This is a genomic window from Streptomyces sp. AP-93, from assembly GCF_022808175.1.
Classification (GTDB): Bacteria; Actinomycetota; Actinomycetes; order Streptomycetales; family Streptomycetaceae; genus Streptomyces.
The window spans coordinates 121,250-143,209 of sequence record NZ_JALGBX010000022.1 but is presented as its reverse complement, the minus strand read 5'-3'; the positions used below and the strand labels follow the sequence as shown (position 1 = coordinate 143,209).

The following is a 21,960-nucleotide window of genomic DNA, read 5'->3' as shown; positions in this document are numbered from 1 at the left end:
ATCGCCCTGCCCAACGAGCCAGAGAAGGTGCAGTTAACACACCAGATGCTGGCCGAGTTCAACACCGCACCGGACGCGGAAACGGCCCCGGAGACCGCGGCGGCGCCCGTGGCCGAGCCCGCCGGCACCCCGGACTCCGCGCCGGTCCCCGCGGGCCGCTGACGGCGGGGCCACTGACACCGGGCCCCCACGTACGAAGGCTCCCGGCCGGTGTGGTCCACCGGCCGGGAGCCTTCATTCACTGCGCGAAACTGCCGTCCGTCACGGGCAGTTGGACGGAGCCGGCTCGCCGAACCGGCAGGCCCGCTTCACGTACGCGTCGGTGGAGTTCGGGTTGATGACCGTGTCGGCCGTCCCCTGCATCACCAGCACCGGCGGGTCGGCCACCCCCCGACGGCGGCACCAGTGCCGGCACGCGCGCCCCGACGGTCCATGATGATCCGATGACCGACTCGATACCGGCCGTCGTCCCGCCGGGCCGGATGGCCGCCCTCACCCAGCCTTCGTACGACCTCCCCTGCGGGATGCGCCTGCGCCCCTGGGAGCCTTACGACGCCCCCGCGCTCGTGGCCGCATACGCCGACCCGGACATCCGGCACTGGAACCGCCCGGACCCGCTCACCGAGGCCCGGGCCGTCACCCGCATCGCCCGCTGGCGCGAACGCTGGCACGCGGAACGCTCGGCGGTCTGGGCCCTGGCCCCCGCCGAAGGAGTCGACGACGGCGACGGCAGCGACGGCAGCCCCGCGGTCGGCCTGATCGGCCTCGCCGACCTCGACCTGCCGGGCGGCAGCGGGGAGTTCATGTACTGGCTCCTCCCGGCCGGCCGCGGCAGCGGAGCCACCGCCGAGGGCCTGTCCGTCCTGACCCGCTGGGCCTTCGAGGACCTCGGCCTGCACCGCCTGCGCATCACCCACTCCGTGGCCAACCCGGCGTCCTGCCGCGTCGCCCTGAAGTCCGGCTACCCGCTGGAGGGCACCATGCGCGGCGCCCTCCTCCACGCGGACGGCTGGCACGACGAACACCTCCACGCCCGCCTGCGCACGGACTGAGGGCGGGCCGCCACCCCATCGAGCGAACCGGCACGAAAGGGCGCCCAGGGGTCCGCATATGCCGAGAGCCTATGCGCATGTACCTCTACGCCCCACACGCCGAACGCGGCGGTAGCATCGGAAGTAGCATGGGTGGCATGAGCGATGCCACCCAGAAGTACTCCATCTCGATGCCCCGCGACATCGCCGAGGCCGCTCGCGCCCGCAGCGGCCCCTCCGGCCTCTCCGCCTACGTCACCGCCGCCGTGGCCCGCCAGATCGAACGGGACAACCTGGCGGAGCTCGTCGCCGTGGCGGAGGCGGAGCACGGGCCGATCACCGCGGAGGAGATCGACGCGACCCGGGAGGAATTCCGCCGGGCCCACGGAGGGCAGTCCGACAGCCACGCCGAGCAGAAGGACGTCGCATGACGCCGAAGCCGACCAAGCCCGGGGGCACCCTCGTGCTCGACAGCGAGGGGCTCGCAAAGGCCGTGCTGCGGGACCGCACCATCACTCGCTGGCTCGCCCTGGCCCTCGCGGACGACATGCGGGTCATCACCAGCACCGCCACCCTCGTCGAGGTGGTCCACCCGAAGATCAACATGCCCGCCCTCACGTGGGCGCTGTCCAGGGTGGTGGTCGAGCCCGTCACCGAGGAGATCGCCCACGCCGCCACGGCCCTGCTGCGCGAGGCCGGCCTGCACGGGCACAAGTACGCCATCGACGCCATGCTGGCCGCCACCGCACTCGCGGCGCCCGGCCCGGTCACCGTCCTCACCTCCGACCCCGAGGACCTCACCGCACTCTGCGGCACACGCCTGGCCGCCGTGAAGGTCTAGGAACCTTCGATCGCCGGGTTCACGGCGTCCCGGACGCGCCGGGAGCCCGGTACCGGATCCGCTCGGCCTGGCGCAGGGCGTCCAGCGTGTCGTCCACGCTCAGGAGGACGGTCGTCTCGAACGAGCTGAGCGCGCCGCCACCGCTGATCGCCAGTGCGACCGCGGCCATGGACACGTTGTCCGGGGCTTCCCAGAGGTTGTAGCCGTCGTGCGTGCCGAAGGCGTACCAGAAGCCGTGCAGCTTGCCGCCGACGGACTCGATGTAGGACCGGGCGGCCTGAGCGCGGTCCTCGGGGTGGGCCGTCAGCCTCGCCCAGGTCTCCGGCGTGTAGCTGAACCTCGACAAGTAGAGCGGCATCGCGTCCACCTTCTTTCGTTTCGACGACGATGCCCACGCCGGACGACGGAAGGAGCGGACCGCATCCCGCGGTTCCCCCGAACGGCCGGGAACGGCCACCGCCACGGCCCAACGACCCAACGACCCAACGGGCCCAACGGTCCAAGCGCCCGGAGGCGCCCAGGCCCCCGGGTCCGGTCCTACGTCCGGTCCACCGCCGGCGTCGTCCGCGCGAAGTGACGGGACGTCGGCTCCAGGGCCGCCGCCGCCGGTACGAGGAAGCACGCGGCGGCGCAGGCGCCGAGGACGGCCGTGACGCCGAAGGCTTCGATGGCCGGGGCGATCAGGGCGAGGCCGACCGGGGCCAGGCCGTAGGAGACGAGGAAGTCCAGCGAGGAGACGCGGGCCAGCCGGTCCGGGGCGACCTCGCGCTGAGTGGCGGTGAACCAGGGCACGTTGAACAGTTCGATCCCGATCCCGGCGACGGCGTAAGCGGCGACGACCACCCCCGGGTGCACGGGGAACATCAGGCTCAGCGGGGCGAATCCGTACGCCGCCAGACCCGCGAAGGCGGCCCAGCCCTGTGAGCGCGGCCGCAGGCGGGCGATGACCAGGGCTCCGCCGAGCGCGCCCACTATGTACGCGGTCATGGCCGCGGCCAGCACCCATTCGCTGTCGTAGCGGTCCCGGCTGATCAGGGGCAGGGCGACGCTGGTCGCGGAGTAGCCGAGGGCGATCACCGCGACGAGGGCGGCCAGCCCGGCGAGGAACCAGGGGTGGCGCCGGGCCTCCTGTACGCCCTCCAGGAACTCGGTACGGAAACTCGCGCGCGGCGCGGGCCCGGCGGCCTCGGCTTCGGTCGCGGTCGCGGCCGGGTCCGTGGCGGTGGCCGGGTCCGTGCCGGTGCCGGTGCCGGTGACGGCGCCCGCGCCCCTGCCCGGGACGAGCGCGGCGACCAGCCAGAGCAGGCCGATGCCGAGCAGCAGGGTCCAGACGTCGAGGAAGGCCGCGAGCAGTGCGGTCAGGGCGGGTCCCGCGAGCGTGGAACCGCGTACGGCCATGGTCATGGCGGCATTGGCCTGTTGGCGCCGCCCGGGGTCGACGGTCTCGGCGGTGAGCGCCTGGAACGCCGGGCGGCAGGCGCCCTGTCCGGCGCCGGCGAGGGCGGCGGCGGCCGTCATCAGCAGGAGCGAGCGGCCCAGTCCGGCGGCGAGGAGGGGTGCGGCGACCGCTGCCGCGAGGGCCGACCAGAGGACGACCACGCGGCGGGAGTGCCGGTCGGCGAGGACGCCGCCGACGGTGACGGCGGCGAGGAATCCGACCGTGCGCGCGGCGAGGACCAGGCCGAGGCCGGCGGCGCTCAGGTCGCGGTGGAGTACGGCGAGCCCGAGGACGAAGGGCAGGGCCCAGGTCGCGAGTCCCGAGGCGGTGGTCCCCGCCCACAGGCGCAGGAACGGGACGTCGAGAAGGATCGAACGCGCGGGCGGATCAACGGACTTGGGCGCCGGAGGCGCGGGCGTGGTCGCCACGGTGTGGTTGCTCCTCGGGGGTGGGGTGGCGGCTCGGAGAACCGCCCCGGGTTCCTTAATGAAAATGAATACCATTACAGTACCCTTCGAACGTGGTGGTCTTGCCCGGTGCACGACAACGCCCACGGACCACCCGCGCCCTCACCCCACCCGCCCCCACCCGCCCTGCCCAGACCGGAGAACCCATGCGCCACCCCGCTCGCCTCGGCATCGCCCTCACCATCGCCCTCGCCACCGCGGCCTGCTCCGCACCCGCGGGCGGCGGTTCCAAGGCGGACGCCAAGCCCGCCCCCACCGCCCAGGCGTCCTCCCTCACGAGCTGCGGCCGCCAGGCGACCTTCGCCGCACCGCCGAAGCGGGCCGTCGCCCTGGACCAGACCTCGACCGAGACCCTCCTCGAACTCGGGCTCCAGGACTCGATGGCGGGCACCGCCAACCTCAAGACGAAGATCCCCGCCGCGTACGAGGCCGCGTACGCCAAGATCCCGGTCATCGCCCCGAAGATCGCGACCGGCGAACAACTGCGCGCCGCGACCCCCGACTTCGTCGTCGGTGGCTCCGCGGACCTCTTCACCAAGGACCGGGCCGGCACCCGCGAGGAGCTGGAAGCCCTCAAGGTCCCGACCTTCGTCAGCGCCGTGGACTGCCCCGAACGGAACCCGGCCGGCCGGACCCCCTTCGAGCTCCTCTTCTCCGACTACGAGAACCTCAGCAAGGTCTTCGGCGCCGAAGAGCGGGCCGCCAAGCTCGCCGCCGACCAGCGCACCGCCGTCGCCAAGGCCGGGGAGAACGCGGCCAAGGTTCCCGGGGGCGCCGACCGGCCCACCGTGGTCTACCTCTACTCCGTCTTCAACGGCATGCCGTACGTGGCGGGCAAGAGCGGCCTGCCCAGCGAGATGAGCCGGATCGTCGGCGCGAAGAACGCCTTCGACGACGTCGACGAGGACTGGCCGGAGGTCTCCTGGGAGGAAGTCGCCAAGCGCGACCCCGACTTCATCGTGATCGGCGACCTGTCCGAGCGCGGCCGGCCCGGAGACAGCGCCGCCGAGAAGCGCGCCACCATGACCGGGCACCCGGTCGTGTCGAAGCTCGCCGCGGTCCGCGACGGCAGGATCCTCGAAGTGCCCGGCATCGAACTGGACCCCTCGGTGCGCTCCGTACACGCCCTCGGCCTGCTGGCGGCCGGCATGAAGGACCTCGGATATGTCCGCTGATCCGGTCGTCCTGAGCGGGCCGGGGCCGGCTGCTCCCCGGTCCGCCGTGGCCGGGGCGGGACTCTTCCTCCTCGCCGTGGCCGTCCTGACCGCCTCGGTGGCGGCGGCCGTGCGGATCGGCGCCGCCGACGTGGGGTGGAGCGGCCTCGCCCGCGTCTTCGGCCTCCGACTCGGCCTGGACGTCACGCCGTTGCCCCCGCTGCTGGACTCGCTCGTCTGGGACCTGCGGCTGCCGCGCGTGCTGATGGCCGCCCTCGTCGGCGCCTCGCTCGCCGTGTGCGGCGCGGTGCTCCAGGCGGTCACCCGCAACGCCCTCGCCGACCCCTACCTGCTCGGCGTCTCCTCGGGCGCCTCCGCGGGAGCCGTCACCGTGGTCGTCCTCGGGATCGGCGCGAACACCCTCGGCGTCACCGGCGGAGCCCTCGCCGGCGCACTGCTCTCCTTCGGGCTGCTCCTGCTGCTCCTGCGGCGCACCGGGCTGGACTCCGTACGCATCGTCCTCACCGGCGTGGTCATCGGGCAGCTCTTCACCGCGCTGACCTCGCTCGTCCTGATGGCCTCGGCGGACGCGGACACCACGCGGGCCGTCACCCACTGGCTCCTGGGCTCGATGGCACCGGCCCGCTGGGACACGGTCGCGGTCTGCGCCGTCGTCGCCCCGCTCGGGCTGGCGGCGGCCTGGCTCTGCTCGAACGCCCTCGACGGGCTCGCCTTCGGCACCGACACCGCCGCCTCCCTCGGGATCGACGTACGGCGCACACGGATGCTGCTGCTCGTGGTCACGGCCGTGCTGACCGCGGTGGCGGTGGCCACCGTCGGCGCCATCGGCTTCGTCGGGCTGATCGTGCCCCACGGGGTGCGGTTCCTCGTCGGGCCGCTGCACCGGGTGCTGCTGCCGTACACGGCGCTGGCCGGCGCGGTGTTCCTGGTGTGGACGGACGCGCTGGCACGGATCGCCTTCGGACCGCGCGAGGTTCCCGTCGGCGTGATCACCGCGCTGCTCGGCGTACCGATCTTCCTCCTGGTCCTGCGCAAACGGGGTGAGCTGTGAGAGCTGTGAGGATCACCGCCGAAGCCGTGAGCTGGTCGGTGGGGGGCACCAGGGGCACCCCTGGCACTCCGGTCGTACGGGACGTCAGCGCCGACATCGCCTGCGGCGAGACCGTCGGGCTGCTCGGCCCCAACGGCTCGGGCAAGTCCTCGCTGCTGCGCTGCCTGGCCGGCCTGCGGGCCCCCGCCGCGGGCGCCGTCCGGTACGACGGGGAGTCCGTACGCGACTGGAGCGCGCGCAGGATCGCCCGGCACGTCGCCTACGTCGCACAGGACGCGGGCGCGGACGGCGATCTGCCGGTCGCCGACATCGTCGGCCTGGGGCGGACCCCGTTCCGCGACCGCTGGCGCGGGCCGGACGCCACCGACCGGGCGGTGGTCGCCGCCGCGCTGGAACGCGTAGGACTCACCGCGCTCGCCGGACGCCCCTGGAAGGCACTGTCGGGCGGCGAGCGCCAACGCACCCACATCGCCCGCGCGCTGGCCCAGCAGCCGTCCGGGCTCCTGCTCGACGAGCCCACCAACCACCTCGACGTCCGACACCAGCTCGAACTGATGGAGCTGCTGTCCGGCACCGGCCGGACGGTCCTGGTCGCACTGCACGACCTGTCCCTCGCCGCCCGGTACTGCGACCGCCTGCTGCTCCTGCACCACGGCCGCCTGATCGCCTCCGGCCCGCCCGCCGCCGTCCTCACGGCGCAGCGGCTCGCCGAGGTCTTCGAGGTGGACGCCGAACTCACCACCGACGCCCTCGGACACCCGCAGGTCAGCTACCGCGGACCGCTCGGCACGCGCACAACGCCGCCGACACCCCAACCCGCCATGTGAAGAGGAACCCCATGAACCACATGACCCCCATGAACCCCGTGAACCCCATGACCCCGACCACCACCGCCACCCCCTCCGTCGACGCGCTCGTCGACGCCGTACTGGCCGGCGAGCACGGCCCGCTGCCCTCCTCACTCGTCGCGACCAGCGTGTTCTGGATCCACCACGGCACCCGCCTGGCCGGCGGCGACACCACCTACCTCAACCAGTACGTCCTGGTCCGCCTCGGCGGCTCCTTCGGAGGCTGCGCCTTCGAAGCCGGCGAGATCGACCCCTCGGTCTGCCGCGACTCCTCCGGGACCCCGCTCGACCTCCTCCTGCGCGAGGCCCCCCGACCGCTGCGGATCGCCGCCCTCGACGCCTACCTCTCCGAGATCCGCCCGCACCGCGTGGCGGCCGAGCAGGGCGACGCCGAGCCCATCACCCTCCCCACAGGCACCCCGGAGATGCGCGCCGAGGCCCGCGACGCGGCCATCGCGGGACTGCTGGACATCGAGGAGGGCGCCGAGGTCGGGCTCATCGGCGTCGTCAACCCGCTGGTGGCGGCGATCCGCGAGCGCGGCGGCCGGCCCCTGCCGTGCGACCTCAACCTCAGGGCCACCCAGTGGGGCGACCCGGTCACCGACGACATGCACGAGGTCCTGGAGCGTGCGCAGGCCGTCGTCGCCACCGGAATGACCCTGAGCAACGGCTCCTTCGACACCATCCTGGAGCGCTGCCGCTCCCGGGGCATCCCGCTGGTCGTCTACGCGCAGACCGGCAGCGCCGTCGCCCGCGCCTTCCTCGGCTCCGGCGTGACCGCCCTGTCCGCGGAGCCGTTCCCCTTCTCCCAGTTCAGCGCCGAGGAGACGGTCCTGTACCGCTACCGGACGGCGGACGGCGCGTGATCCCCCGCGCTCCCCGCGCTCCCCGCGCTCCCGGCACTCCCCGCGCTCCCCGCACTCCCGGCGCCGCCGCCCGCCCGGCCGCGCCCCGTGCCGGAAACCTCCCCACCGGCACCGGGCAGGCCCCCTGCCACCACGGCGAGATCCTCCAGGGCGTCTTCCTCGACGGAGCCGGGCGCCGGTGCGCCGGACTGGTCACCCTCCCCATGGCGGGCCCCGGCAGCAGCGCCGCCTTCGTCCGCCGGGCCGGCGCGCCGCCCGGGACCCTCACCGTCGCGCCCGCCGACCGCACGAAGGCGGCGCGAGCCGCGGCCCTCGCGGTCACGGAGTGCGCGCGGCGGACCGGACAGCCGCCCTGCGGCGGGGAGTTGCGGCTCAGCGGCGCGATACCGGTGGGCCTGGGCATGGGCAGTTCCAGCAGCGACGTGATCGCAGCCGTGCGCGCGGTCGCGGACTCGTACGGGCTGCGGCTGGAGCCCTCGACGGTCGCCGCGCTGGCCGTACGCGCCGAACTGGCCTCCGATCCGCTGATGCTGAGCGGCCGCCCGGTGCTGTTCGCCCAGCGGGAGGGCCGGGTCCTGGAGGACCTCGGCCCGGCCCTCCCGCCGCTGGTCGTGGTGGGCTGCGCCCTCGGCGGGGGCGCGCCCGTCGACACCCTGTCCCTGCCGGTGCCCGACGTGGCCGACGTGGACGAGAGCGACGTACGGGCCTGCGAGCGGCTGCGCGCGCTGCTGCGCCGGGCCGTGGCCACCGGTAGCACCGAGCTGCTCGGCGCGGTGGCCACCGCCAGCGCGCGGCGCGGCCAACAGGTGCTGGGACACCCGGAGTTCGATGCACTTGCCGCCATCGCGCGCCGGGTCGGGGCGGTCGGCGTGCAGATCGCGCACAGCGGCGCGGTGGCGGGCGTGCTCTTCGATCCGGCCGCCCCCGGGCTGCGCCGCCGCGTCGGCGGCTGCCTGCACGCCCTGGCCGCCCACGGCATCCCCGCCACCCGCACCTTCACGACCTTCACCGGCACCGGCAGCACACCCCCCAAGGAGATCCCGGACCATGGACCAGCACATCACGGAGTCGATCGGCCGGCCCGACCTGATACGCCTCGACGACCGGCTCGTCTGCCTGCGCTTTGAAACGATGAAGGTGGTCTCCGCCCTCGCGGCGGTACGCCACCTGCTCGACACCGGAGTCGTACGCCGCGGGGACACCCTGCTGGACAGCTCCAGCGGCATCTACGCGTACGCCCTGGCCCTGACCTGCCACCGGTACGGCCTGCGCTGCCACATCGTCGGCTCGGCCACGGTGGACCACACGCTGCGGACCCAACTGGCCGTCCTCGGGGCGACGCTGGAGCAGATGGAGCCGTGCAGCGACCTGAAGCTCGACCAGAAGCGGCGCGTCGAGCGGATCCACGAGATCCTCGCCGAACACCCCGGGTATCACTGGATGCGCCAGTACCACGACGACGTCCACTACCTCGGCTACCGCTCGATCGCCGACCGCATCCGGGAGGCCACCGGCACGGCGGACGGGCTCACCGTCGTGGGCGGGGTCGGCTCGGGCGCGTCCACCGGCGCCCTCACCCGCTACCTCCGCGAGGACTCCCCCCACGCGGCCGATGTCGAACTCGTCGGCGTCCAGCCGTACGGCAGCGTCACCTTCGGCTCCGAGCACGTCAACGACACCGAGATGATCATCGCGGGGATCGGCAGCTCCATCCCGTTCGGGAACGTCTCGCACGAGCTGTACGACACCCTGCACTGGATCTCCTTCGACGCGGCCCTCGCCGGCAGCGTCGACCTGCTGCGCCGGCACGCGGTCTTCGCCGGCCTGTCGACCGGCGCCGGCTACCTCGCCGCCCGCCACGAGCGCGAGCGCTCACCCCACCGCACGGTCCTCTTCATCGCCCCCGACACCGGCCACCGCTACGTCGACACCGTCTACGCGAGGCACCGCGAGGCCGCGCCGATCACGGACCTCGCCCCGCGCGAGGTGGCGGACCGGAGCGAGCTGGCCCTGCCGTGGTCGCGGATGCGCTGGAACCGCGCCGCCGCGTGAGCGCCGCGGCCCTCGCGTCCGCGGTGGTCAGAGGCCGTTGGTGAACAGCAGCTCGTTCGGGGTGCCCTTGCTGATGCTCGTCAGCACGTCCTTCGTGGACTCGTCCCTCAGGTACTCGACGATGTCCTGCGGCGTCGCGGCCGGGTTCGCCTGCTTGTAGAGGACGGCCACGCCGGTGACGTGCGGTGCGGCCATGGACGTACCGTTCTCGGCCACGCTGCCGCCGCCCAGCTTGGCGGAGACGATCGCTTCTCCGGGCGCGTACAGGCTCACGCACGTACCGAAGTTGGAGAAGCTGGTCTCCTCGTCGTACCGGTTGGTCGCGGCGACCGTCAGCACCTTCCCCGCCGACGCGGGCGAGACGAGGCAGGCGTCCTTCGAGGAGTTGCCCGCCGCGAAGACCGGCAGTACGCCCGCGTCCGTCACGGCGTCCGCCGCCGCGTTCAGCACCTCGGACCTGTCCCCGCCCAGGGAGCCGTTGAGGACCGCGGGCTGCTTGGCGTTCTTGGCCACCCAGTCCAGGCCCGCGATGATCCCGGAGAAGTCGCCCGTGCCCTCGCAGTTGAGGACGCGGACGCTGACCACGTTCGCCTTGCGCGCCACCCCGTACGTCTTGCCGGCGACCGTGCCCGCGACGTGCGTGCCGTGGCCGTTGCAGTCCTGGCCGTCGCGGCCGTCCTTGATCGCGTCGAAGCCGAAGGTGGCGCGGCCGCCGAACTCGTCGTGCTTGTAGTCGATGCCCGTGTCGAGGACGTACGCGGTCACCCCGGCGCCGTTGCCCTGGGTGGTGTAGGTGTTGTCGAGCGGCAGCGCCTTCTGGTCGATCCGGTCCAGGCCCCAGGACGCGGACGGCCCGCGCAGGGCGGTGGCCGTCGCCGGCACCCCCGACGGGGCGGAGACCTTCGCGTCCGCCTCCACCGACTTCACGCCCAGGCTGACGCGGGCGATCTCCAGCTGGAGCTTGGTCATGGGGACGGCGAAGCCGTTCATGGCCTTGGTGTAGAGGAACTTCGGCTTGAGGCCCAGCCGCTCCGCCACCTTGGCCGGGTCGTAGCCCGGCTCCAGCGTCACGATGTACTGGCCGGGGATGGCGTTGGCCGAGATGGTCAGCGGCACCGGGGTGGGCTCGGGCGCGGCGTCGGCGGACGCGGAACCGACTGCCACCGGGGTGACGGCGAGCAGGGCGGCGGTGGCGGCACGGGCGAGCAGGCGCAGGGACATGTCGGGGCTCCTGAAGGGTGGCGATCGGCATGCGAGAGCCGCCCCGTGCGGCGCGGAACGCGTCTGCGGGTGCGGCCCTCCCCTTCATCGGCGGGCCGGCGGCTTGCCTTGACCGGACCGTTGCGCCCCTCGGCCCGCGCCCGCGAGCCGCCCGGGCTTGTCTTCGTACCGACTGAAGAAAGGATTCCGTCCCGTCGCCGCCCCGACCCTCCTCACCTGCGCGGACGCCCGCGCGGACGCCCGCGCCGCCGTACGGTGCCACCGCACAGGTTCACCCGTACGGAAGGCACCGCACGCATCCGGCGAGGGCGCACTCGCGCTTCACCCCCACCCGGGTCCGCCGCGCCGCCGGGGGTCGTTGACCGCGACGGCCGTACGTGGTGGCCTCACCGTCATGCGCACCCGACCGAGCTGGACCCTGCCGACGGCCCTCGCCGCCCTCGCACTGACCGCCATGGCCGCCCTGCCCGCCCTGCCCGCCCACGCCACGGCCCCGGCCACCGGCCCCGCTCCCGCGTCCCACGCGGCGGCCCCGGCCGAGTGGCCGGCGTACATCGTCACCGTGCACCGCGGCCTCGACCCGGCCGCCGTCGCGGACGCCTACGGGATCACCCCGGTCCACGTCTACCGCCACGCCCTGAACGGCTTCAGCGCCCGCCTCTCCCCCGACCAGGTCGAGGCCCTGCGGTCGACGGCGGTCGTGACCTCGGTCGAGCCGGACGGCCCGGTCGCAGTCTCCGGTCCGGCGGTCTAGCCCTGACTCAGTGCGGGAAAGGCCCGGATGGAGTGACTCCAAGTCTCTTGTGGTGCAAGGTACTTCCTGACTACCTTGTACCGCATGACAAAGGAAGTGCCTGCGGCCGGTGACCAACGACGCAGTCAGCTCCTGCGCGGAGTGCTCGACCTGTGCATCCTGGCGTTGATCGCCGAACGGCCCAGATATGGCTTCGAGTTCGCCGAGGCGCTCGCCGCCGGCGGGCTGGAGCTGGTCAGCGACGGCAGCATCTATCCGCTGCTCGCCCGGATGGAGCGGGCGGGACTCATCTCCTCCTACCGCGCCCCCTCCTCGAGCGGCGGAGCCCCGCGCAAGTACTACCGCCTGACCGAGGCGGGGCACGCCGAACTGAGCGGCGGCCGGGCCGACTGGCTCGCCTTCGCCGGGCAGGCGGGCCGCATCCTGACCGCCACGGAACCCACGGGGGGAACCACACCATGACGAACGCACAGATACTCGCGGTCTGCCGCAGCAACTGGGAGTACCGGGGGATCGACGACACGTCCGTACGGGAGATGCTCGACGAGCTCTCCGCCCACTTGGAGGATGCGCAGGCCGCCGGCCGTACGGGACAGGACGTCGTCGGACGGGACGTCCGCAGTTTCGCCGCGACATGGGCGCGGGCACGCGCCCCACTCTCCCGCCGGGTGCTGCGCACCGCGTCCCTGGCCTGTCTCGCGATCGGCTGCGTCCTGCTGATCTCCTACCTGCGCCACTGGACCACGAAGCTCGCCGTGACCCCCGACTACCTGGCCTTCTGGGTGGTCCTCGGTGTGGCCACGGTCACCTGGGAGCTGCGGCGGGGCAGCCTGGGCATGCGTGCGGGCTGGGCGCTCGGCCTCGCCACCGCCCTGCCCGCCGGGATACTCACGAGCCTGTTGGCCGGTGACGGGGTGCTGTTCACGCTGCCGTTGTGGGCGGCGCCGTTCCTGCTGCTGCCCGGGCTGCCGTACGCCGTCGCCGACGCGCGGGCCAAGAAGAGCGGCCCCGCCGACGACGAGGTCGCCGTTGGCCTTCCGGGCCGGTGACGGGGTTCCCCGTCCCACGATCGAGTGGCGGGTCCGGCGGCCGGGCTAAACCCGTTCCGGCGCCTGCGCCGACGGGACCGTCGTGCGGACCGGGTCCCAGCACTGGACGCCCTTCAGGTCCGGCATGCGGTCGCGGGTGAAGACCGGCTCCAGGCCCGCCCGGCGCTGGGCGAGGTAGTCGTCCAGGAGGCGGAAGGCGATGGCCGACAGCGGGATGATCGCGGCGAGGTTGATCAGGGCCATGAGGCCCATGAACACGTCCGCCAGGTTCCAGACGACCGACACCGAGCCGAGCGAGCCCAGGACGACCGCCGACAGGACCAGCACCCGGTATCCCGGCAGGACCCACCGCTTGCGGGTGATGAACTGGATGTTGGTCTCGCCGTAGTAGTAGTTCCCGATCATGCTGCTGAAGGCGAGCATGAAGACCACCACCGTCAGGAGGTGGCCGGCCCACCCGCCCAGCGTGTCGCTCAGCGCCGTCTGCGTCAGGTCCGCGCCCTGGCGGCCCGACAGCTCCGGGTTGGTGACGAGGACGATGAAGGCCGTCATCGTGCACACGAGGAGGGTGTCGAAGAAGACGCCCAGGGACTGTACGAGGCCCTGCTTGACCGGGTGCGAGACCTCGGCGGCCGCGCCCGCGTTCGGGGCCGAGCCCAGGCCCGCCTCGTTGGAGAACATGCCGCGCCGGATGCCCTGCTGGATGGCCGCGCCGATGCCGCCGGCCGCCAGCTCGCGGAAGCCGAAGGCGCCGCCGACGATGTCCGCGATGACCCGGGGGAACTCGGTGATGTTGAGGAGGACCACCGCCGCGCCGAGCAGCAGGTAGACGATCGCCATCACCGGGACCAGGACGGTGGTGACGGCCGAGATCCGCTTGACCCCGCCGAAGACGGCCAGGCCCAGCAGGGCGGCCAGCAGCACGCCGAGCGAGGGGCCGAACCAGTTCGACCCGTCCGCGTCCGCGAGGGAGCCCGAGGCCACGGCGGTGATGGTGTTGGCCTGCACGGCGTTGAAGACGAAGCCGAAGGTGACGGTGATCGTCACCGCGAAGAGCACCCCGAGCCAGCGTTTACCGAGCGCCCGCTGCATGTAGTAGGCCGGGCCGCCCCGGTAGGCACCGCCCGCGTTGCGCACCTTGTAGAGCTGGGCGAGGGCCGATTCCACGAAGGCGGAGGCCGCGCCGATCAGCGCCATCATCCACATCCAGAAGACGGCGCCCGCGCCGCCCAGCGTGATGGCGGCGGCGACACCGGCGATGTTGCCGGTACCGACGCGCGCGGCGGCGGAGATCGTGAAGGCGCCGAACGACGAGACCTGCTTGCGGCCGTCGGCGCGCGGCGGGGTCTTCTCCTTCACCACCCGGAACATCTCGGGCAGCAGGCGCAGCTGCACACCCCGGGAGCGGACCGTGAAGTACAGGCCCGCACCGACCACCAGCGGAATCAGCAGGTAGGTCCAGAGGTGATCGTTGACGTTGACGATCACCGAATCCAGAGTGTCCATGATGCGAAGTCTCCCCGGGGCGGAAGGCCCACCGACAGGGACCTACGTCCGCCGCCGGGGGGTCCGAAGGCCCGCGCTGGGCGTCCTTCGCCTCGTCCGGACCGCCTCACCCCCACAGCCCGTGCCGCCCCGCCCAGTCCCGTACCGCCGCCGCGACCAGCAGCGGATGGTCCTCGGGGGTGTGGTGCCCGGCGGACACCCCGTCGTGCCGGGCGAGTTCCAGGCCCGCGATGTTCGCCACGCACCAGTCGACGGTCTCCGGTCCCGTCATCGCCCCGGGCCCCGGGGCGAAGGTCAGCAGCAGCTTGGGTATCCCGGGGCTCCCCGCGAGCCAGTCCCCGTACGCCGCCACGCGGGCGACCACCTCGGCAGGTTCCCCGCCCAGCGGCATCGACCGGGCCCACTGGAGCAGCGGGCGCCGGCTCTCCCGGGTCGGGTACGGGGCCCGGTACACGTCCAGGTCGCGCGGGTCCATCGGGCGGACGCCACTGCCGGACAGCCCCTCGATGAACCCGTTCGCGTCGAGGAGCATGGCCTCCCCCACCCCCGGCGTCTTGATCGCCCGGAACAGCTCGCGGCCGCCCTCCGGGAACTCCTCCCAGCTCATCGGCTTGACGATGGTTTCGGTGAACGCGATCCCGCGTACCCGCCCCGGATGCCGGGCGGCCCGGTCGAAGGCGAGCGCGCCGCCCCAGTCGTGCCCGACGAGCACCGCCTCCTCCAGCCCGAGCGCGTCGAACCAGGCGTCGAGGTAGCGGGCGTGGTCGGCGAAGGTGTAGCCGATGGCGGGCTTGCCCGAGTCCCCCATCCCGATCAGGTCCGGCGCGAGCAGCCGGGCCCGACCGCCGACGGCGGGGAGCACCTCCCGCCAGAGGTGGGAGGAGGTGGGGTTCCCGTGCAGGAAGACCACGGGGACGCCCTCGGGCGCACCGGCTTCCCGGTAGTGGATCGTCGAGTCGAGTACGGGCTGTACGGGCATGGCTGCTGCTCCTGCGGAGAAGGGAAGGGAAGGGAAGGGAAGGGAGACGTCTGCCGGTGCGGGACCGGGCCGGGACCCGGCCGGGACCGGACCGAGGCCGGTCAGCGGAAGGCCGCCGCCGAGCGGTCCGCCCAGGCGGCGAAGGGGCGCGGGGCCCGGCCCAGGATCTGCTCGACGGCCGGGCTGACGGCCCGTTCGGCGGCGACCGGCGCGCCCAGGATCGCCAGGGTGCCCTGCACCGCCGGCTCGGGCATGAAGGTGAGCATCTGCGCCCGGGCCTCCTCGGGGCTCTGCTCCACGAACCGCACCGGCTCGCCGATCGCGCCCGCGATCGCCTCGGCCCGCTCACGGGGGGTGACCGGCGCCGGGCCGGTCAGGTCGTACGTGTTCCCCGCGTGCCCGGAGCCCCGCAGTACCGCCGCCGCGACCTCGGCGACGTCCGCCGGATCGACCGTCGGCAGCCCGACGTCCCCGAAGGGCGCGGCGGCCGTGCGGTGCGTACGGATCGACTCGGCCCAGGCGAAGGCGTTGGAGTCGAGCCCGCCCGAGCGCAGCACCGTCCACTCCAGGCCCGACCGGCGGACGGCCTCCTCGAAGGCGGCCGGGTGCCCGTACTGCTCGGGCCGGGTCCCGACCCCCTGCGAGGACAGCAGCACGACCCTGCGTACGCCGGCCCCCGCGGCCGTTTCGAGGACCGCCCGCGGGTCCTCGCCCGCGACCAGCAGGAACAGGGCCCCGGCCCCGGCGAGGGCGGGCCGCAGGCTCTGCGGATCGGCGAGGTCGGCCCGGTGGTGGCGGACGCCTTCGGGCAGGGGCTCCTGCGGCGCCCGGCGGGAGACGGCCGTGACCGGCTCTCCCGCTGCCGCGAGGATCCGTACGAGCTCGCTGCCGACGTTTCCGGTCGCACCCGTGATGACGAACATGAAAGGAAGCTCCCACCCGTGAAGTGAGTTAGTTGACTGACTAACTCCTGGGGCGACCATAGCCCCCGGGGGCGGCGCCCGTCTACACTTAGTCAGGTGACTTACTCAGGTACGAAGCGCGGGGGCGGCAGCAGCAAGCGCGAACGCCTCGCCGCGGCCGCGGCCCAGGTCCTGCACGAGCAGGGCATGGAGAAGACGACGATCGCCGACATCGCGCGCGCGGCCGACGTCCCCGTCGGCAACGTCTACTACTACTTCAAGACCAAGGACCAACTGGTCGAAGCGGCCATCGGCGCCCACGCACAGGCCCTCGCGGACATGATCAGCGCCCTGGACGCGCTCCCCGCCCCGCAGGACCGGCTGAAGGCCCTCCTCGCCGGCTGGGTCGGCCAGCGCGACCTCACCGCCCGCTACGGCTGCCCCACCGGCTCGCTCGCCTCCGAGCTCGACAAGCGCGACGACGGCCTCGACCAGACCCTCGCCAAGGTCATCCGGGTGCTGCTCGACTGGGCCGAGCAGCAGTTCCTCGCATTGGGCCGGACCACCGACGCGCGCGAGCTCGCGGTCGCCCTGATCGCCTCCTACCAGGGCATCTCCCTGCTCACGAACACTTTCCGCGACCCGGAGCTGATGGCCTCGGAAGGGCGCCGTCTGGAGCGCTGGATCGACTCGCTGGCCTAGCCGGCGGCCGGACTACGGCGCCGGGACCACCGTGATGGCGGTGTCGCCCGTGTACGGGAAGGTGCCCGCGGGCAGGCAGTCGGCCTCCCGGTCCGACCCGAGGCCGTCGCAGTGCTCGTCCTTGAGGGTGAAGAGGATGGTGTGCGTGTGCGGGCCGAGGTCCGGCGCCTTGAACGACGGCGAGACGGCGGCCGAGTACGGAAGGCCGTCGGGGGCGATGAAGCCGGTCCGCAGGACCTGCTTCTTCTTGAACGTGTGGCGCTTCTCCTGCGGCGTGCCGATGTCGAGGACGTACGTGGCGCTGACGAACTTGGAGTTGAAGTCGTCGATCGGGTCGGGCTCGGACGGCGTGTAGCCGGCCGGATAGACGGCCACCGCGGCGCTGGGCGCCGTGCTCCAGCCCGGCGCGACCCGGACCCACTTCTCCTTGGCGTAGATCTCGCGGCAGGTGGGCGGACCGACGATCCGCTCCTTCACTCCGTAGAACTCGTTGAGGTCGGTGCCGTCGTTGCCGAAGCAGTGCGGGACCGGGTACTTCGGCTTCGGCAGGGGCGCGGCCGCGGCGGGCGCGGTCAGCGCGGTGGCGCCGAGTGCGGCCATGAGCAGGGACGGGACGAGCGCGGCGAGGAAACGGGCGCGTTTCACCGGGTACCACCTTTCGCTGGGGGCGATTGACCGTCGGACAGCTGACCATCCCCGGCGGGCCGATCCCCGGAGACACCGGCGGCGAACGGCCGGACGGCGCATCTGATCCACACGCCCGGCCCCCGGGCCCGGGGCGTGGCGCGCGTCGGCGCCCGGCCGCGCCGGTCCAACCGGCCCCGCCGGCCCAATCGGCGCGGCCGGCGTGTGCGGCGCGGCCGGCGTGTGCGGCGCGGCCGGCGTGTGCGGCGCGGCCGGCGTGTGCGGCGCGGCCGAGGCGTGCGCCCGGGCCGCCCGTAGGCCCCGGCCGCCCGGCGCGGTCTGCCGCAGCGGGCGGGGCGGCCCTGCGGGGGCGAAGTCCCCTACCCGCCCTTCCACCGTTCCCCGGGCGCTGCCCGGACCCCGGTCCTCAAACGCCGGACGGGCTGGAAAAGTCCCGGGCTGCGCCCGGAACCTGGTCCTCAAGCGCCGTGCGGGTTGGAAGGGTCCCGGGCTGCGCCCGGACCCCTGGGGCTCCGCCCCAGACCCCGGTCCTCAAACGCCGGACGGCTGAAATGCCCCAGACCCCACGCCTCGAACGCCGCACGGCTGAAATGCCCCGCACCCCGCCCCTCGGACACCGCACGGCAGAGAACCCCACACCCCGATCCTCGGGCGCCGCACAGCTGAAAGCCCCGGACCCCGATCTTCCGGCGCCGCACGGCTGAAGGCCCCGGACCCCGATCCTCGAGCGCCGGACGGCGAAAGCCCCGGACCCGTGCCTCCGACGCCGGCCAGGCTGGGTTCTCAGCCCCGGCGGGGGACGGTGGCGCGGGCGGCCGTGATGAAGGCGCGGATGAGGTCCGGGGACTTCACCCCGCGTTCGCTCTCCACGCCGCTGGAGACGTCCACGCCCCAGGCGCCGGTGACCGTGAGTGCCTCCGCCACGTTGGCCGGTGTCAGCCCGCCCGCCAGCAGCCAGCGGCCCGCGGGGGCGGTGAACTCCGGCGAGCCCCAGTTCCACGGCTTGCCGGAGCCGGGGTCCGGGGCGTCGAGGAGCAGCAGGTCCTCGCCGTACTCCCCGCAGCGCTCCACCTGCCGCGCCGTGGCCCGCAGCAGGGTGCGGCCCTGCGCGCGCAGCGCCGCGAAGTCCTCCGGGCCCTCCTCGCCGTGCAGCTGCACGCCCCGTACGCCGCTCTCCTCGGTGAACCGGCGCACCGACTCGACGGACTGCCCCCGGAACACCCCCACGGTGAGCACCCCGTCCGGCACGTGCCCGGCGAGCTCCCGCGCGGTCGCGGCGTCGACGGTACGCGGGCTGCCGGGCGCGAAGACGAACCCGACGGCATCGGCCCCGGCCGCCACGGCGACCTCGACGTCGTGCGCGGTCCTGAGCCCGCAGATCTTGACGAACACATCAGTCATGTCTGCAGTCAACCAAAGGTCGGGGGGCTGGGGCAGTCCGTCCCATAGGCCGGGCACGGCGGTCTGCCCGCCGCTAGCCTGGGACGAGGCACACATTCAGGGGCACAGCACGCCATCCGGAGGATGACGGTGACGATCATGACCGAGCGGGCCACACCCATAGACACGCTGTCGGCGACGGCGACGTTCGAGAACCTCCTGCAAACGGTTGCGGAGATGAACACGCCAGTCGGCTTCAAGGCCGAGCTCATCCGGGGGAAGATCATCGTGTCGCCGTTCTCCAAGCTGCGCTACTCCCGTCGCATGCGTCTCCTGCGCGAGCAGCTCCAGGCACACGTCCCCAAGGGGCACTTCGCCGACACCTCACCCTTCCTCTTCCGGTTCGCGGCGGCGGAGCGTGGCTACGGGCCTGACCTGTACGTCGCGGACGAAGCGGCCTTCGACGAAGAGGGGCTGCACGCGGACGGAGCGGCGCTGTCGCTGGTCGGAGAGTTCACGTCCGTCTCCACCAAGGACGCCGACTGGAACGAAAAGCTGGACGTGTACGGCCTGCTCGTCCCCGTCTACCTGGTCGTCGACATGCAGGGCTCGGAGATCACCTGCTTCTGGGACCCCTCCCCGCACGGATACCGCTCCCGCAAGACGGTCTCCTTCGGTGAGCCCCTGCACGTCCCGGAGCCCTTCGACTTCGCCATCGACACCACCGGCTTCTAGGGCCGCGCAAACGCCCGAGGGCGGCACCCCCTCCGTCAGGAGAGGGTGCCGCCCTCGGTACGTGAAGAACAGCCGATCTACCTTCGGGCCGGAGCCCGGGGGTGGATCAGAAGTCCATGTCGCCGCCCGGCATGCCGCCGCCGCCAGCGGCGCCGGCCTTCTCGGGCTTGTCGGCGATGACGGCCTCGGTGGTGAGGAAGAGGGCCGCGATCGACGCCGCGTTCTGCAGGGCAGAGCGGGTGACCTTCGCCGGGTCGATGATGCCCTCGGCGATCATGTCGACGTACTCGCCGGTCGCGGCGTTCAGGCCCCAACCGATCTGCAGGTTGCGGACCTTCTCCACGACGACGCCACCCTCGAGACCACCGTTGACGGCGATCTGCTTGAGCGGGGCCTCCAGCGCGAGCTTGACGGCGTTGGCGCCGGTCGCCTCGTCGCCGGTGAGCTCGAGCTTGTCGAAGACCGAGGAGGCCTGCAGCAGGGCCACGCCGCCACCGGCGACGATGCCCTCTTCGACGGCCGCCTTCGCGTTGCGAACGGCGTCCTCGATGCGGTGCTTGCGCTCCTTGAGCTCGACCTCGGTCGCGGCTCCGGCCTTGATGACCGCAACACCGCCGGCGAGCTTCGCCAGGCGCTCCTGCAGCTTCTCGCGGTCGTAGTCCGAGTCGGAGTTCTCGATCTCGGCGCGGATCTGGTTGACGCGGCCCTGGACCTGGTCGCTGTCACCGGAGCCGTCGACGATGGTCGTCTCGTCCTTGGTGATGACGACCTTGCGGGCGCGGCCGAGCAGGTCGAGACCGGCGTTCTCGAGCTTGAGGCCGACCTCCTCGGAGATGACCGTGCCGCCCGTGAGGATGGCGATGTCGCCGAGCATGGCCTTGCGACGGTCACCGAAGCCCGGAGCCTTGACAGCGACGGACTTGAAGGTGCCGCGGATCTTGTTGACGACGAGGGTGGAGAGCGCCTCGCCCTCGACGTCCTCGGCGATGATCAGCAGCGGCTTGCCGGACTGCATGACCTTCTCCAGGAGCGGCAGCAGGTCCTTGACCGAGCCGATCTTGGAGTTGACGATCAGGATGTACGGGTCGTCGAGGGACGACTCCATGCGCTCCATGTCGGTGGCGAAGTACGCCGAGATGTAGCCCTTGTCGAAGCGCATGCCCTCGGTGAGCTCGAGCTCCAGGCCGAAGGTCTGCGACTCCTCGACCGTGATGACGCCTTCCTTGCCGACCTTGTCCATGGCCTCGGCGATGAGCTCGCCGATCTGGGTGTCGGCGGCGGAGATGGAGGCCGTCGAAGCGATCTGCTCCTTGGTCTCGACATCCTTGGCCTGCGCCAGCAGGGCGGCGGAGACGGCCTCGACGGCCTTCTCGATACCGCGCTTGAGGGCCATCGGGTTCGCACCGGCGGCCACGTTGCGCAGGCCCTCGCGGACGAGCGCCTGGGCGAGAACGGTGGCGGTGGTCGTACCGTCGCCGGCGACGTCGTCCGTCTTCTTGGCGACTTCCTTGACCAGCTCGGCGCCGATCTTCTCGTACGGGTCCTCGAGCTCGATCTCCTTGGCGATGGAGACACCATCGTTGGTGATCGTGGGGGCGCCCCACTTCTTCTCAAGGACGACGTTGCGACCCTTGGGGCCAAGGGTGACCTTGACGGCGTCGGCGAGCTGGTTCATGCCTCGCTCGAGACCGCGCCGGGCCTCCTCGTTGAACGCAATGATCTTGGCCATCTGAAGTGGTCCTCCCGGACAGCGGTGGATTGCTCCCGGACCGCGCCCGCGCCCGCGACGGACGGCCTGCGTGCCCGGCGGTTTCTTCCCGCCGGACCCTGCGGGCCTCACTGACCCGGTCCTCGTATAGGTAGCACTCTCACCAGGAGAGTGCTAACGCCAATGATTAGCACTCGACCCCCCCGAGTGCAAGCGGCTTCGGGCAACCCGGGATGAACACCCAGACGCCACAAGGGGGCCGGAGCCACCACGCACGAGGGGCCCGCATCCCGTGTCCAGGATGTGGGCCCCTCGTACACATGCCGTTGTGCCGTCGTGCGCGGCCGCTGTGCGTGGCCCCGTACGTGTCGGTGGTCGATCGCGGTCGGATTAGCCGGCGGCGAGCTTGACCATGTCCGCCTGCGGACCCTTCTGGCCCTGCGAGATCTCGAACTCGACCCGCTGACCCTCTTCAAGGGTGCGGTACCCGTCCATCTGGATGGCGCTGTAGTGGACGAACACATCCGCACCACCGTCGACCGCGATGAAGCCGTAGCCCTTCTCCGCGTTGAACCACTTGACGGTGCCCTGAGCCATGCCTAACTCCCCT

Annotated in this window: 26 protein-coding genes; 15 read left to right on the top strand and 11 right to left on the bottom strand. The window is 72.6% G+C overall.

What is annotated here, in order from left to right; all coding sequences use genetic code 11:
- The first annotated feature begins 27 nt into the window (after nt 1-27).
- Complete coding sequence (locus MTF69_RS43095) at nt 28-162, top strand: hypothetical protein (RefSeq protein ID WP_279346481.1); 135 nt, start codon at nt 28-30, stop codon at nt 160-162.
- A gap of 99 nt (nt 163-261) precedes the next feature.
- On the opposite strand, the gene MTF69_RS31195 is transcribed toward MTF69_RS43095, so the two are convergent.
- Nucleotides 262-387, bottom strand: a complete 126-nt coding sequence (locus MTF69_RS31195; protein ID WP_243339566.1) for an alpha/beta hydrolase — start codon at nt 385-387, stop codon at nt 262-264.
- A gap of 56 nt (nt 388-443) precedes the next feature.
- On the opposite strand from MTF69_RS31195, the gene MTF69_RS31190 reads away from it, so the two are divergent.
- The 3 genes from MTF69_RS31190 to MTF69_RS31180 all read left to right on the top strand — a co-directional run bounded on the left by MTF69_RS31190 (nt 444) and on the right by MTF69_RS31180 (nt 1,872).
- Nucleotides 444-1,052, top strand: a complete 609-nt coding sequence (locus tag MTF69_RS31190) for a GNAT family N-acetyltransferase (RefSeq protein ID WP_243339565.1) — start codon at nt 444-446, stop codon at nt 1,050-1,052.
- Between the two features lie 137 nt (nt 1,053-1,189).
- The gene (locus MTF69_RS31185; RefSeq protein WP_243339564.1) at nt 1,190-1,462 is read left to right on the top strand and encodes a CopG family transcriptional regulator; all 273 of its coding nucleotides are present in this window, start codon (nt 1,190-1,192) and stop codon (nt 1,460-1,462) included.
- Nucleotides 1,459-1,872, top strand: a complete 414-nt coding sequence (locus MTF69_RS31180; protein ID WP_243339563.1) for a PIN domain-containing protein — start codon at nt 1,459-1,461, stop codon at nt 1,870-1,872. Before MTF69_RS31185 ends, MTF69_RS31180 begins: the two co-directional genes overlap by 4 nt.
- Nucleotides 1,873-1,891: 19 nt before the next feature.
- Here MTF69_RS31180 and MTF69_RS31175 read toward each other — a convergent pair whose 3' ends face one another.
- Nucleotides 1,892-2,230: a GYD domain-containing protein gene (locus MTF69_RS31175; protein WP_243339562.1), complete on the bottom strand. Its 339-nt coding sequence runs from the start codon at nt 2,228-2,230 to the stop codon at nt 1,892-1,894.
- Between the two features lie 179 nt (nt 2,231-2,409).
- Nucleotides 2,410-3,738, bottom strand: a complete 1,329-nt coding sequence (locus MTF69_RS31170) for an MFS transporter (protein WP_243339561.1) — start codon at nt 3,736-3,738, stop codon at nt 2,410-2,412.
- A gap of 185 nt (nt 3,739-3,923) precedes the next feature.
- Between MTF69_RS31170 and MTF69_RS31165 the strand changes: the two genes are divergently transcribed.
- From MTF69_RS31165 to MTF69_RS31140, 6 genes are read left to right on the top strand one after another with little or no spacing between them, the layout of a single operon-like run.
- Complete coding sequence (locus tag MTF69_RS31165) at nt 3,924-4,952, top strand: ABC transporter substrate-binding protein (RefSeq protein WP_243339560.1); 1,029 nt, start codon at nt 3,924-3,926, stop codon at nt 4,950-4,952.
- Nucleotides 4,942-6,003 carry an iron ABC transporter permease gene (locus MTF69_RS31160; protein WP_243339559.1) on the top strand — a complete coding sequence of 354 codons (1,062 nt, stop codon included), beginning with the start codon at nt 4,942-4,944 and terminating at the stop codon, nt 6,001-6,003. The genes MTF69_RS31165 and MTF69_RS31160 overlap by 11 nt, the downstream gene beginning before the upstream one ends.
- The gene (locus tag MTF69_RS31155) at nt 6,000-6,830 is read left to right on the top strand and encodes an ABC transporter ATP-binding protein (protein ID WP_243339558.1); all 831 of its coding nucleotides are present in this window, start codon (nt 6,000-6,002) and stop codon (nt 6,828-6,830) included. The genes MTF69_RS31160 and MTF69_RS31155 overlap by 4 nt, the downstream gene beginning before the upstream one ends.
- Before the next feature lie 47 nt (nt 6,831-6,877).
- The gene (locus MTF69_RS31150; RefSeq protein WP_243339597.1) at nt 6,878-7,717 is read left to right on the top strand and encodes a Rossmann-like domain-containing protein; all 840 of its coding nucleotides are present in this window, start codon (nt 6,878-6,880) and stop codon (nt 7,715-7,717) included.
- On the top strand, nt 7,714-8,844 hold the full coding sequence (locus MTF69_RS43525; protein ID WP_243339557.1) for a GHMP kinase: 1,131 nt from the start codon (nt 7,714-7,716) through the stop codon (nt 8,842-8,844). Before MTF69_RS31150 ends, MTF69_RS43525 begins: the two co-directional genes overlap by 4 nt.
- A complete protein-coding gene (locus tag MTF69_RS31140) occupies nt 8,765-9,769 on the top strand; it encodes a pyridoxal-phosphate dependent enzyme (protein ID WP_243339556.1) in 1,005 nt (334 codons plus the stop codon). The genes MTF69_RS43525 and MTF69_RS31140 overlap by 80 nt, the downstream gene beginning before the upstream one ends.
- 27 nt (nt 9,770-9,796) lie before the next feature.
- Here MTF69_RS31140 and MTF69_RS31135 read toward each other — a convergent pair whose 3' ends face one another.
- Nucleotides 9,797-10,984 carry a S8 family peptidase gene (locus MTF69_RS31135; RefSeq protein WP_243339596.1) on the bottom strand — a complete coding sequence of 396 codons (1,188 nt, stop codon included), beginning with the start codon at nt 10,982-10,984 and terminating at the stop codon, nt 9,797-9,799.
- A gap of 400 nt (nt 10,985-11,384) precedes the next feature.
- Here MTF69_RS31135 and MTF69_RS31130 point away from each other — a divergent pair, with 400 nt between their 5' ends.
- From MTF69_RS31130 to MTF69_RS31120, 3 genes are all read left to right on the top strand, one after another.
- The gene (locus MTF69_RS31130; protein WP_243339555.1) at nt 11,385-11,744 is read left to right on the top strand and encodes a protease inhibitor I9 family protein; all 360 of its coding nucleotides are present in this window, start codon (nt 11,385-11,387) and stop codon (nt 11,742-11,744) included.
- Nucleotides 11,745-11,828: 84 nt separating this feature from the next.
- Nucleotides 11,829-12,206, top strand: a complete 378-nt coding sequence (locus MTF69_RS31125; RefSeq protein WP_243339554.1) for a PadR family transcriptional regulator — start codon at nt 11,829-11,831, stop codon at nt 12,204-12,206.
- Nucleotides 12,203-12,793: a hypothetical protein gene (locus MTF69_RS31120; protein WP_243339553.1), complete on the top strand. Its 591-nt coding sequence runs from the start codon at nt 12,203-12,205 to the stop codon at nt 12,791-12,793. Before MTF69_RS31125 ends, MTF69_RS31120 begins: the two co-directional genes overlap by 4 nt.
- Before the next feature lie 45 nt (nt 12,794-12,838).
- On the opposite strand, the gene MTF69_RS31115 is transcribed toward MTF69_RS31120, so the two are convergent.
- The 3 genes from MTF69_RS31115 to MTF69_RS31105 all read right to left on the bottom strand — a co-directional run bounded on the left by MTF69_RS31115 (nt 12,839) and on the right by MTF69_RS31105 (nt 16,201).
- The gene (locus MTF69_RS31115) at nt 12,839-14,299 is read right to left on the bottom strand and encodes a sodium:alanine symporter family protein (RefSeq protein ID WP_243339552.1); all 1,461 of its coding nucleotides are present in this window, start codon (nt 14,297-14,299) and stop codon (nt 12,839-12,841) included.
- Between the two features lie 106 nt (nt 14,300-14,405).
- Nucleotides 14,406-15,278 (bottom strand): haloalkane dehalogenase, encoded by an 873-nt coding sequence (locus MTF69_RS31110; protein ID WP_243339550.1) that lies wholly within the window; start codon nt 15,276-15,278, stop codon nt 14,406-14,408.
- A 101-nt stretch (nt 15,279-15,379) separates the two neighbouring features.
- The gene (locus MTF69_RS31105; protein WP_243339549.1) at nt 15,380-16,201 is read right to left on the bottom strand and encodes an SDR family oxidoreductase; all 822 of its coding nucleotides are present in this window, start codon (nt 16,199-16,201) and stop codon (nt 15,380-15,382) included.
- 96 nt (nt 16,202-16,297) lie between these two features.
- Here MTF69_RS31105 and MTF69_RS31100 point away from each other — a divergent pair, with 96 nt between their 5' ends.
- Nucleotides 16,298-16,882: a TetR/AcrR family transcriptional regulator gene (locus tag MTF69_RS31100; RefSeq protein WP_308401477.1), complete on the top strand. Its 585-nt coding sequence runs from the start codon at nt 16,298-16,300 to the stop codon at nt 16,880-16,882.
- Nucleotides 16,883-16,894: 12 nt separating this feature from the next.
- Here MTF69_RS31100 and MTF69_RS31095 read toward each other — a convergent pair whose 3' ends face one another.
- Nucleotides 16,895-17,527 (bottom strand): hypothetical protein, encoded by a 633-nt coding sequence (locus tag MTF69_RS31095; RefSeq protein ID WP_243339548.1) that lies wholly within the window; start codon nt 17,525-17,527, stop codon nt 16,895-16,897.
- Nucleotides 17,528-18,310: 783 nt separating this feature from the next.
- A complete protein-coding gene (locus tag MTF69_RS31090) occupies nt 18,311-18,928 on the bottom strand; it encodes a phosphoribosylanthranilate isomerase (protein ID WP_243339547.1) in 618 nt (205 codons plus the stop codon).
- A gap of 123 nt (nt 18,929-19,051) precedes the next feature.
- On the opposite strand from MTF69_RS31090, the gene MTF69_RS31085 reads away from it, so the two are divergent.
- On the top strand, nt 19,052-19,642 hold the full coding sequence (locus MTF69_RS31085) for a Uma2 family endonuclease (RefSeq protein ID WP_243339545.1): 591 nt from the start codon (nt 19,052-19,054) through the stop codon (nt 19,640-19,642).
- 106 nt (nt 19,643-19,748) lie between these two features.
- On the opposite strand, the gene groL is transcribed toward MTF69_RS31085, so the two are convergent.
- Complete coding sequence (groL, locus tag MTF69_RS31080; RefSeq protein ID WP_243339544.1) at nt 19,749-21,371, bottom strand: chaperonin GroEL; 1,623 nt, start codon at nt 21,369-21,371, stop codon at nt 19,749-19,751.
- Nucleotides 21,372-21,740: 369 nt separating this feature from the next.
- The gene (locus MTF69_RS31075; protein WP_008743607.1) at nt 21,741-21,947 is read right to left on the bottom strand and encodes a cold-shock protein; all 207 of its coding nucleotides are present in this window, start codon (nt 21,945-21,947) and stop codon (nt 21,741-21,743) included.
- Nucleotides 21,948-21,960 lie beyond the last annotated feature (13 nt).

Bases quoted from the DNA above. Each gene is read 5' to 3' on its own strand.
- MTF69_RS31190 (WP_243339565.1), top strand. From the start codon at position 444: ATGACCGACTCGATACCGGCCGTCGTCCCGCCGGGCCGGATGGCCGCC.
- MTF69_RS31185 (WP_243339564.1), top strand. From the start codon at position 1,190: ATGAGCGATGCCACCCAGAAGTACTCCATCTCGATGCCCCGCGACATC.
- MTF69_RS31180 (WP_243339563.1), top strand. From the start codon at position 1,459: ATGACGCCGAAGCCGACCAAGCCCGGGGGCACCCTCGTGCTCGACAGC.
- MTF69_RS31175 (WP_243339562.1), bottom strand. From the start codon at position 2,230: ATGCCGCTCTACTTGTCGAGGTTCAGCTACACGCCGGAGACCTGGGCG.
- MTF69_RS31165 (WP_243339560.1), top strand. From the start codon at position 3,924: ATGCGCCACCCCGCTCGCCTCGGCATCGCCCTCACCATCGCCCTCGCC.
- MTF69_RS31160 (WP_243339559.1), top strand. From the start codon at position 4,942: ATGTCCGCTGATCCGGTCGTCCTGAGCGGGCCGGGGCCGGCTGCTCCC.
- MTF69_RS31150 (WP_243339597.1), top strand. From the start codon at position 6,878: ATGACCCCGACCACCACCGCCACCCCCTCCGTCGACGCGCTCGTCGAC.
- MTF69_RS31140 (WP_243339556.1), top strand. From the start codon at position 8,765: ATGGACCAGCACATCACGGAGTCGATCGGCCGGCCCGACCTGATACGC.
- MTF69_RS31130 (WP_243339555.1), top strand. From the start codon at position 11,385: ATGCGCACCCGACCGAGCTGGACCCTGCCGACGGCCCTCGCCGCCCTC.
- MTF69_RS31125 (WP_243339554.1), top strand. From the start codon at position 11,829: ATGACAAAGGAAGTGCCTGCGGCCGGTGACCAACGACGCAGTCAGCTC.
- MTF69_RS31120 (WP_243339553.1), top strand. From the start codon at position 12,203: ATGACGAACGCACAGATACTCGCGGTCTGCCGCAGCAACTGGGAGTAC.
- MTF69_RS31115 (WP_243339552.1), bottom strand. From the start codon at position 14,299: ATGGACACTCTGGATTCGGTGATCGTCAACGTCAACGATCACCTCTGG.
- MTF69_RS31110 (WP_243339550.1), bottom strand. From the start codon at position 15,278: ATGCCCGTACAGCCCGTACTCGACTCGACGATCCACTACCGGGAAGCC.
- MTF69_RS31105 (WP_243339549.1), bottom strand. From the start codon at position 16,201: ATGTTCGTCATCACGGGTGCGACCGGAAACGTCGGCAGCGAGCTCGTA.
- MTF69_RS31090 (WP_243339547.1), bottom strand. From the start codon at position 18,928: ATGACTGATGTGTTCGTCAAGATCTGCGGGCTCAGGACCGCGCACGAC.
- MTF69_RS31085 (WP_243339545.1), top strand. From the start codon at position 19,052: ATGACGGTGACGATCATGACCGAGCGGGCCACACCCATAGACACGCTG.
- groL (WP_243339544.1), bottom strand. From the start codon at position 21,371: ATGGCCAAGATCATTGCGTTCAACGAGGAGGCCCGGCGCGGTCTCGAG.
- MTF69_RS31075 (WP_008743607.1), bottom strand. From the start codon at position 21,947: ATGGCTCAGGGCACCGTCAAGTGGTTCAACGCGGAGAAGGGCTACGGC.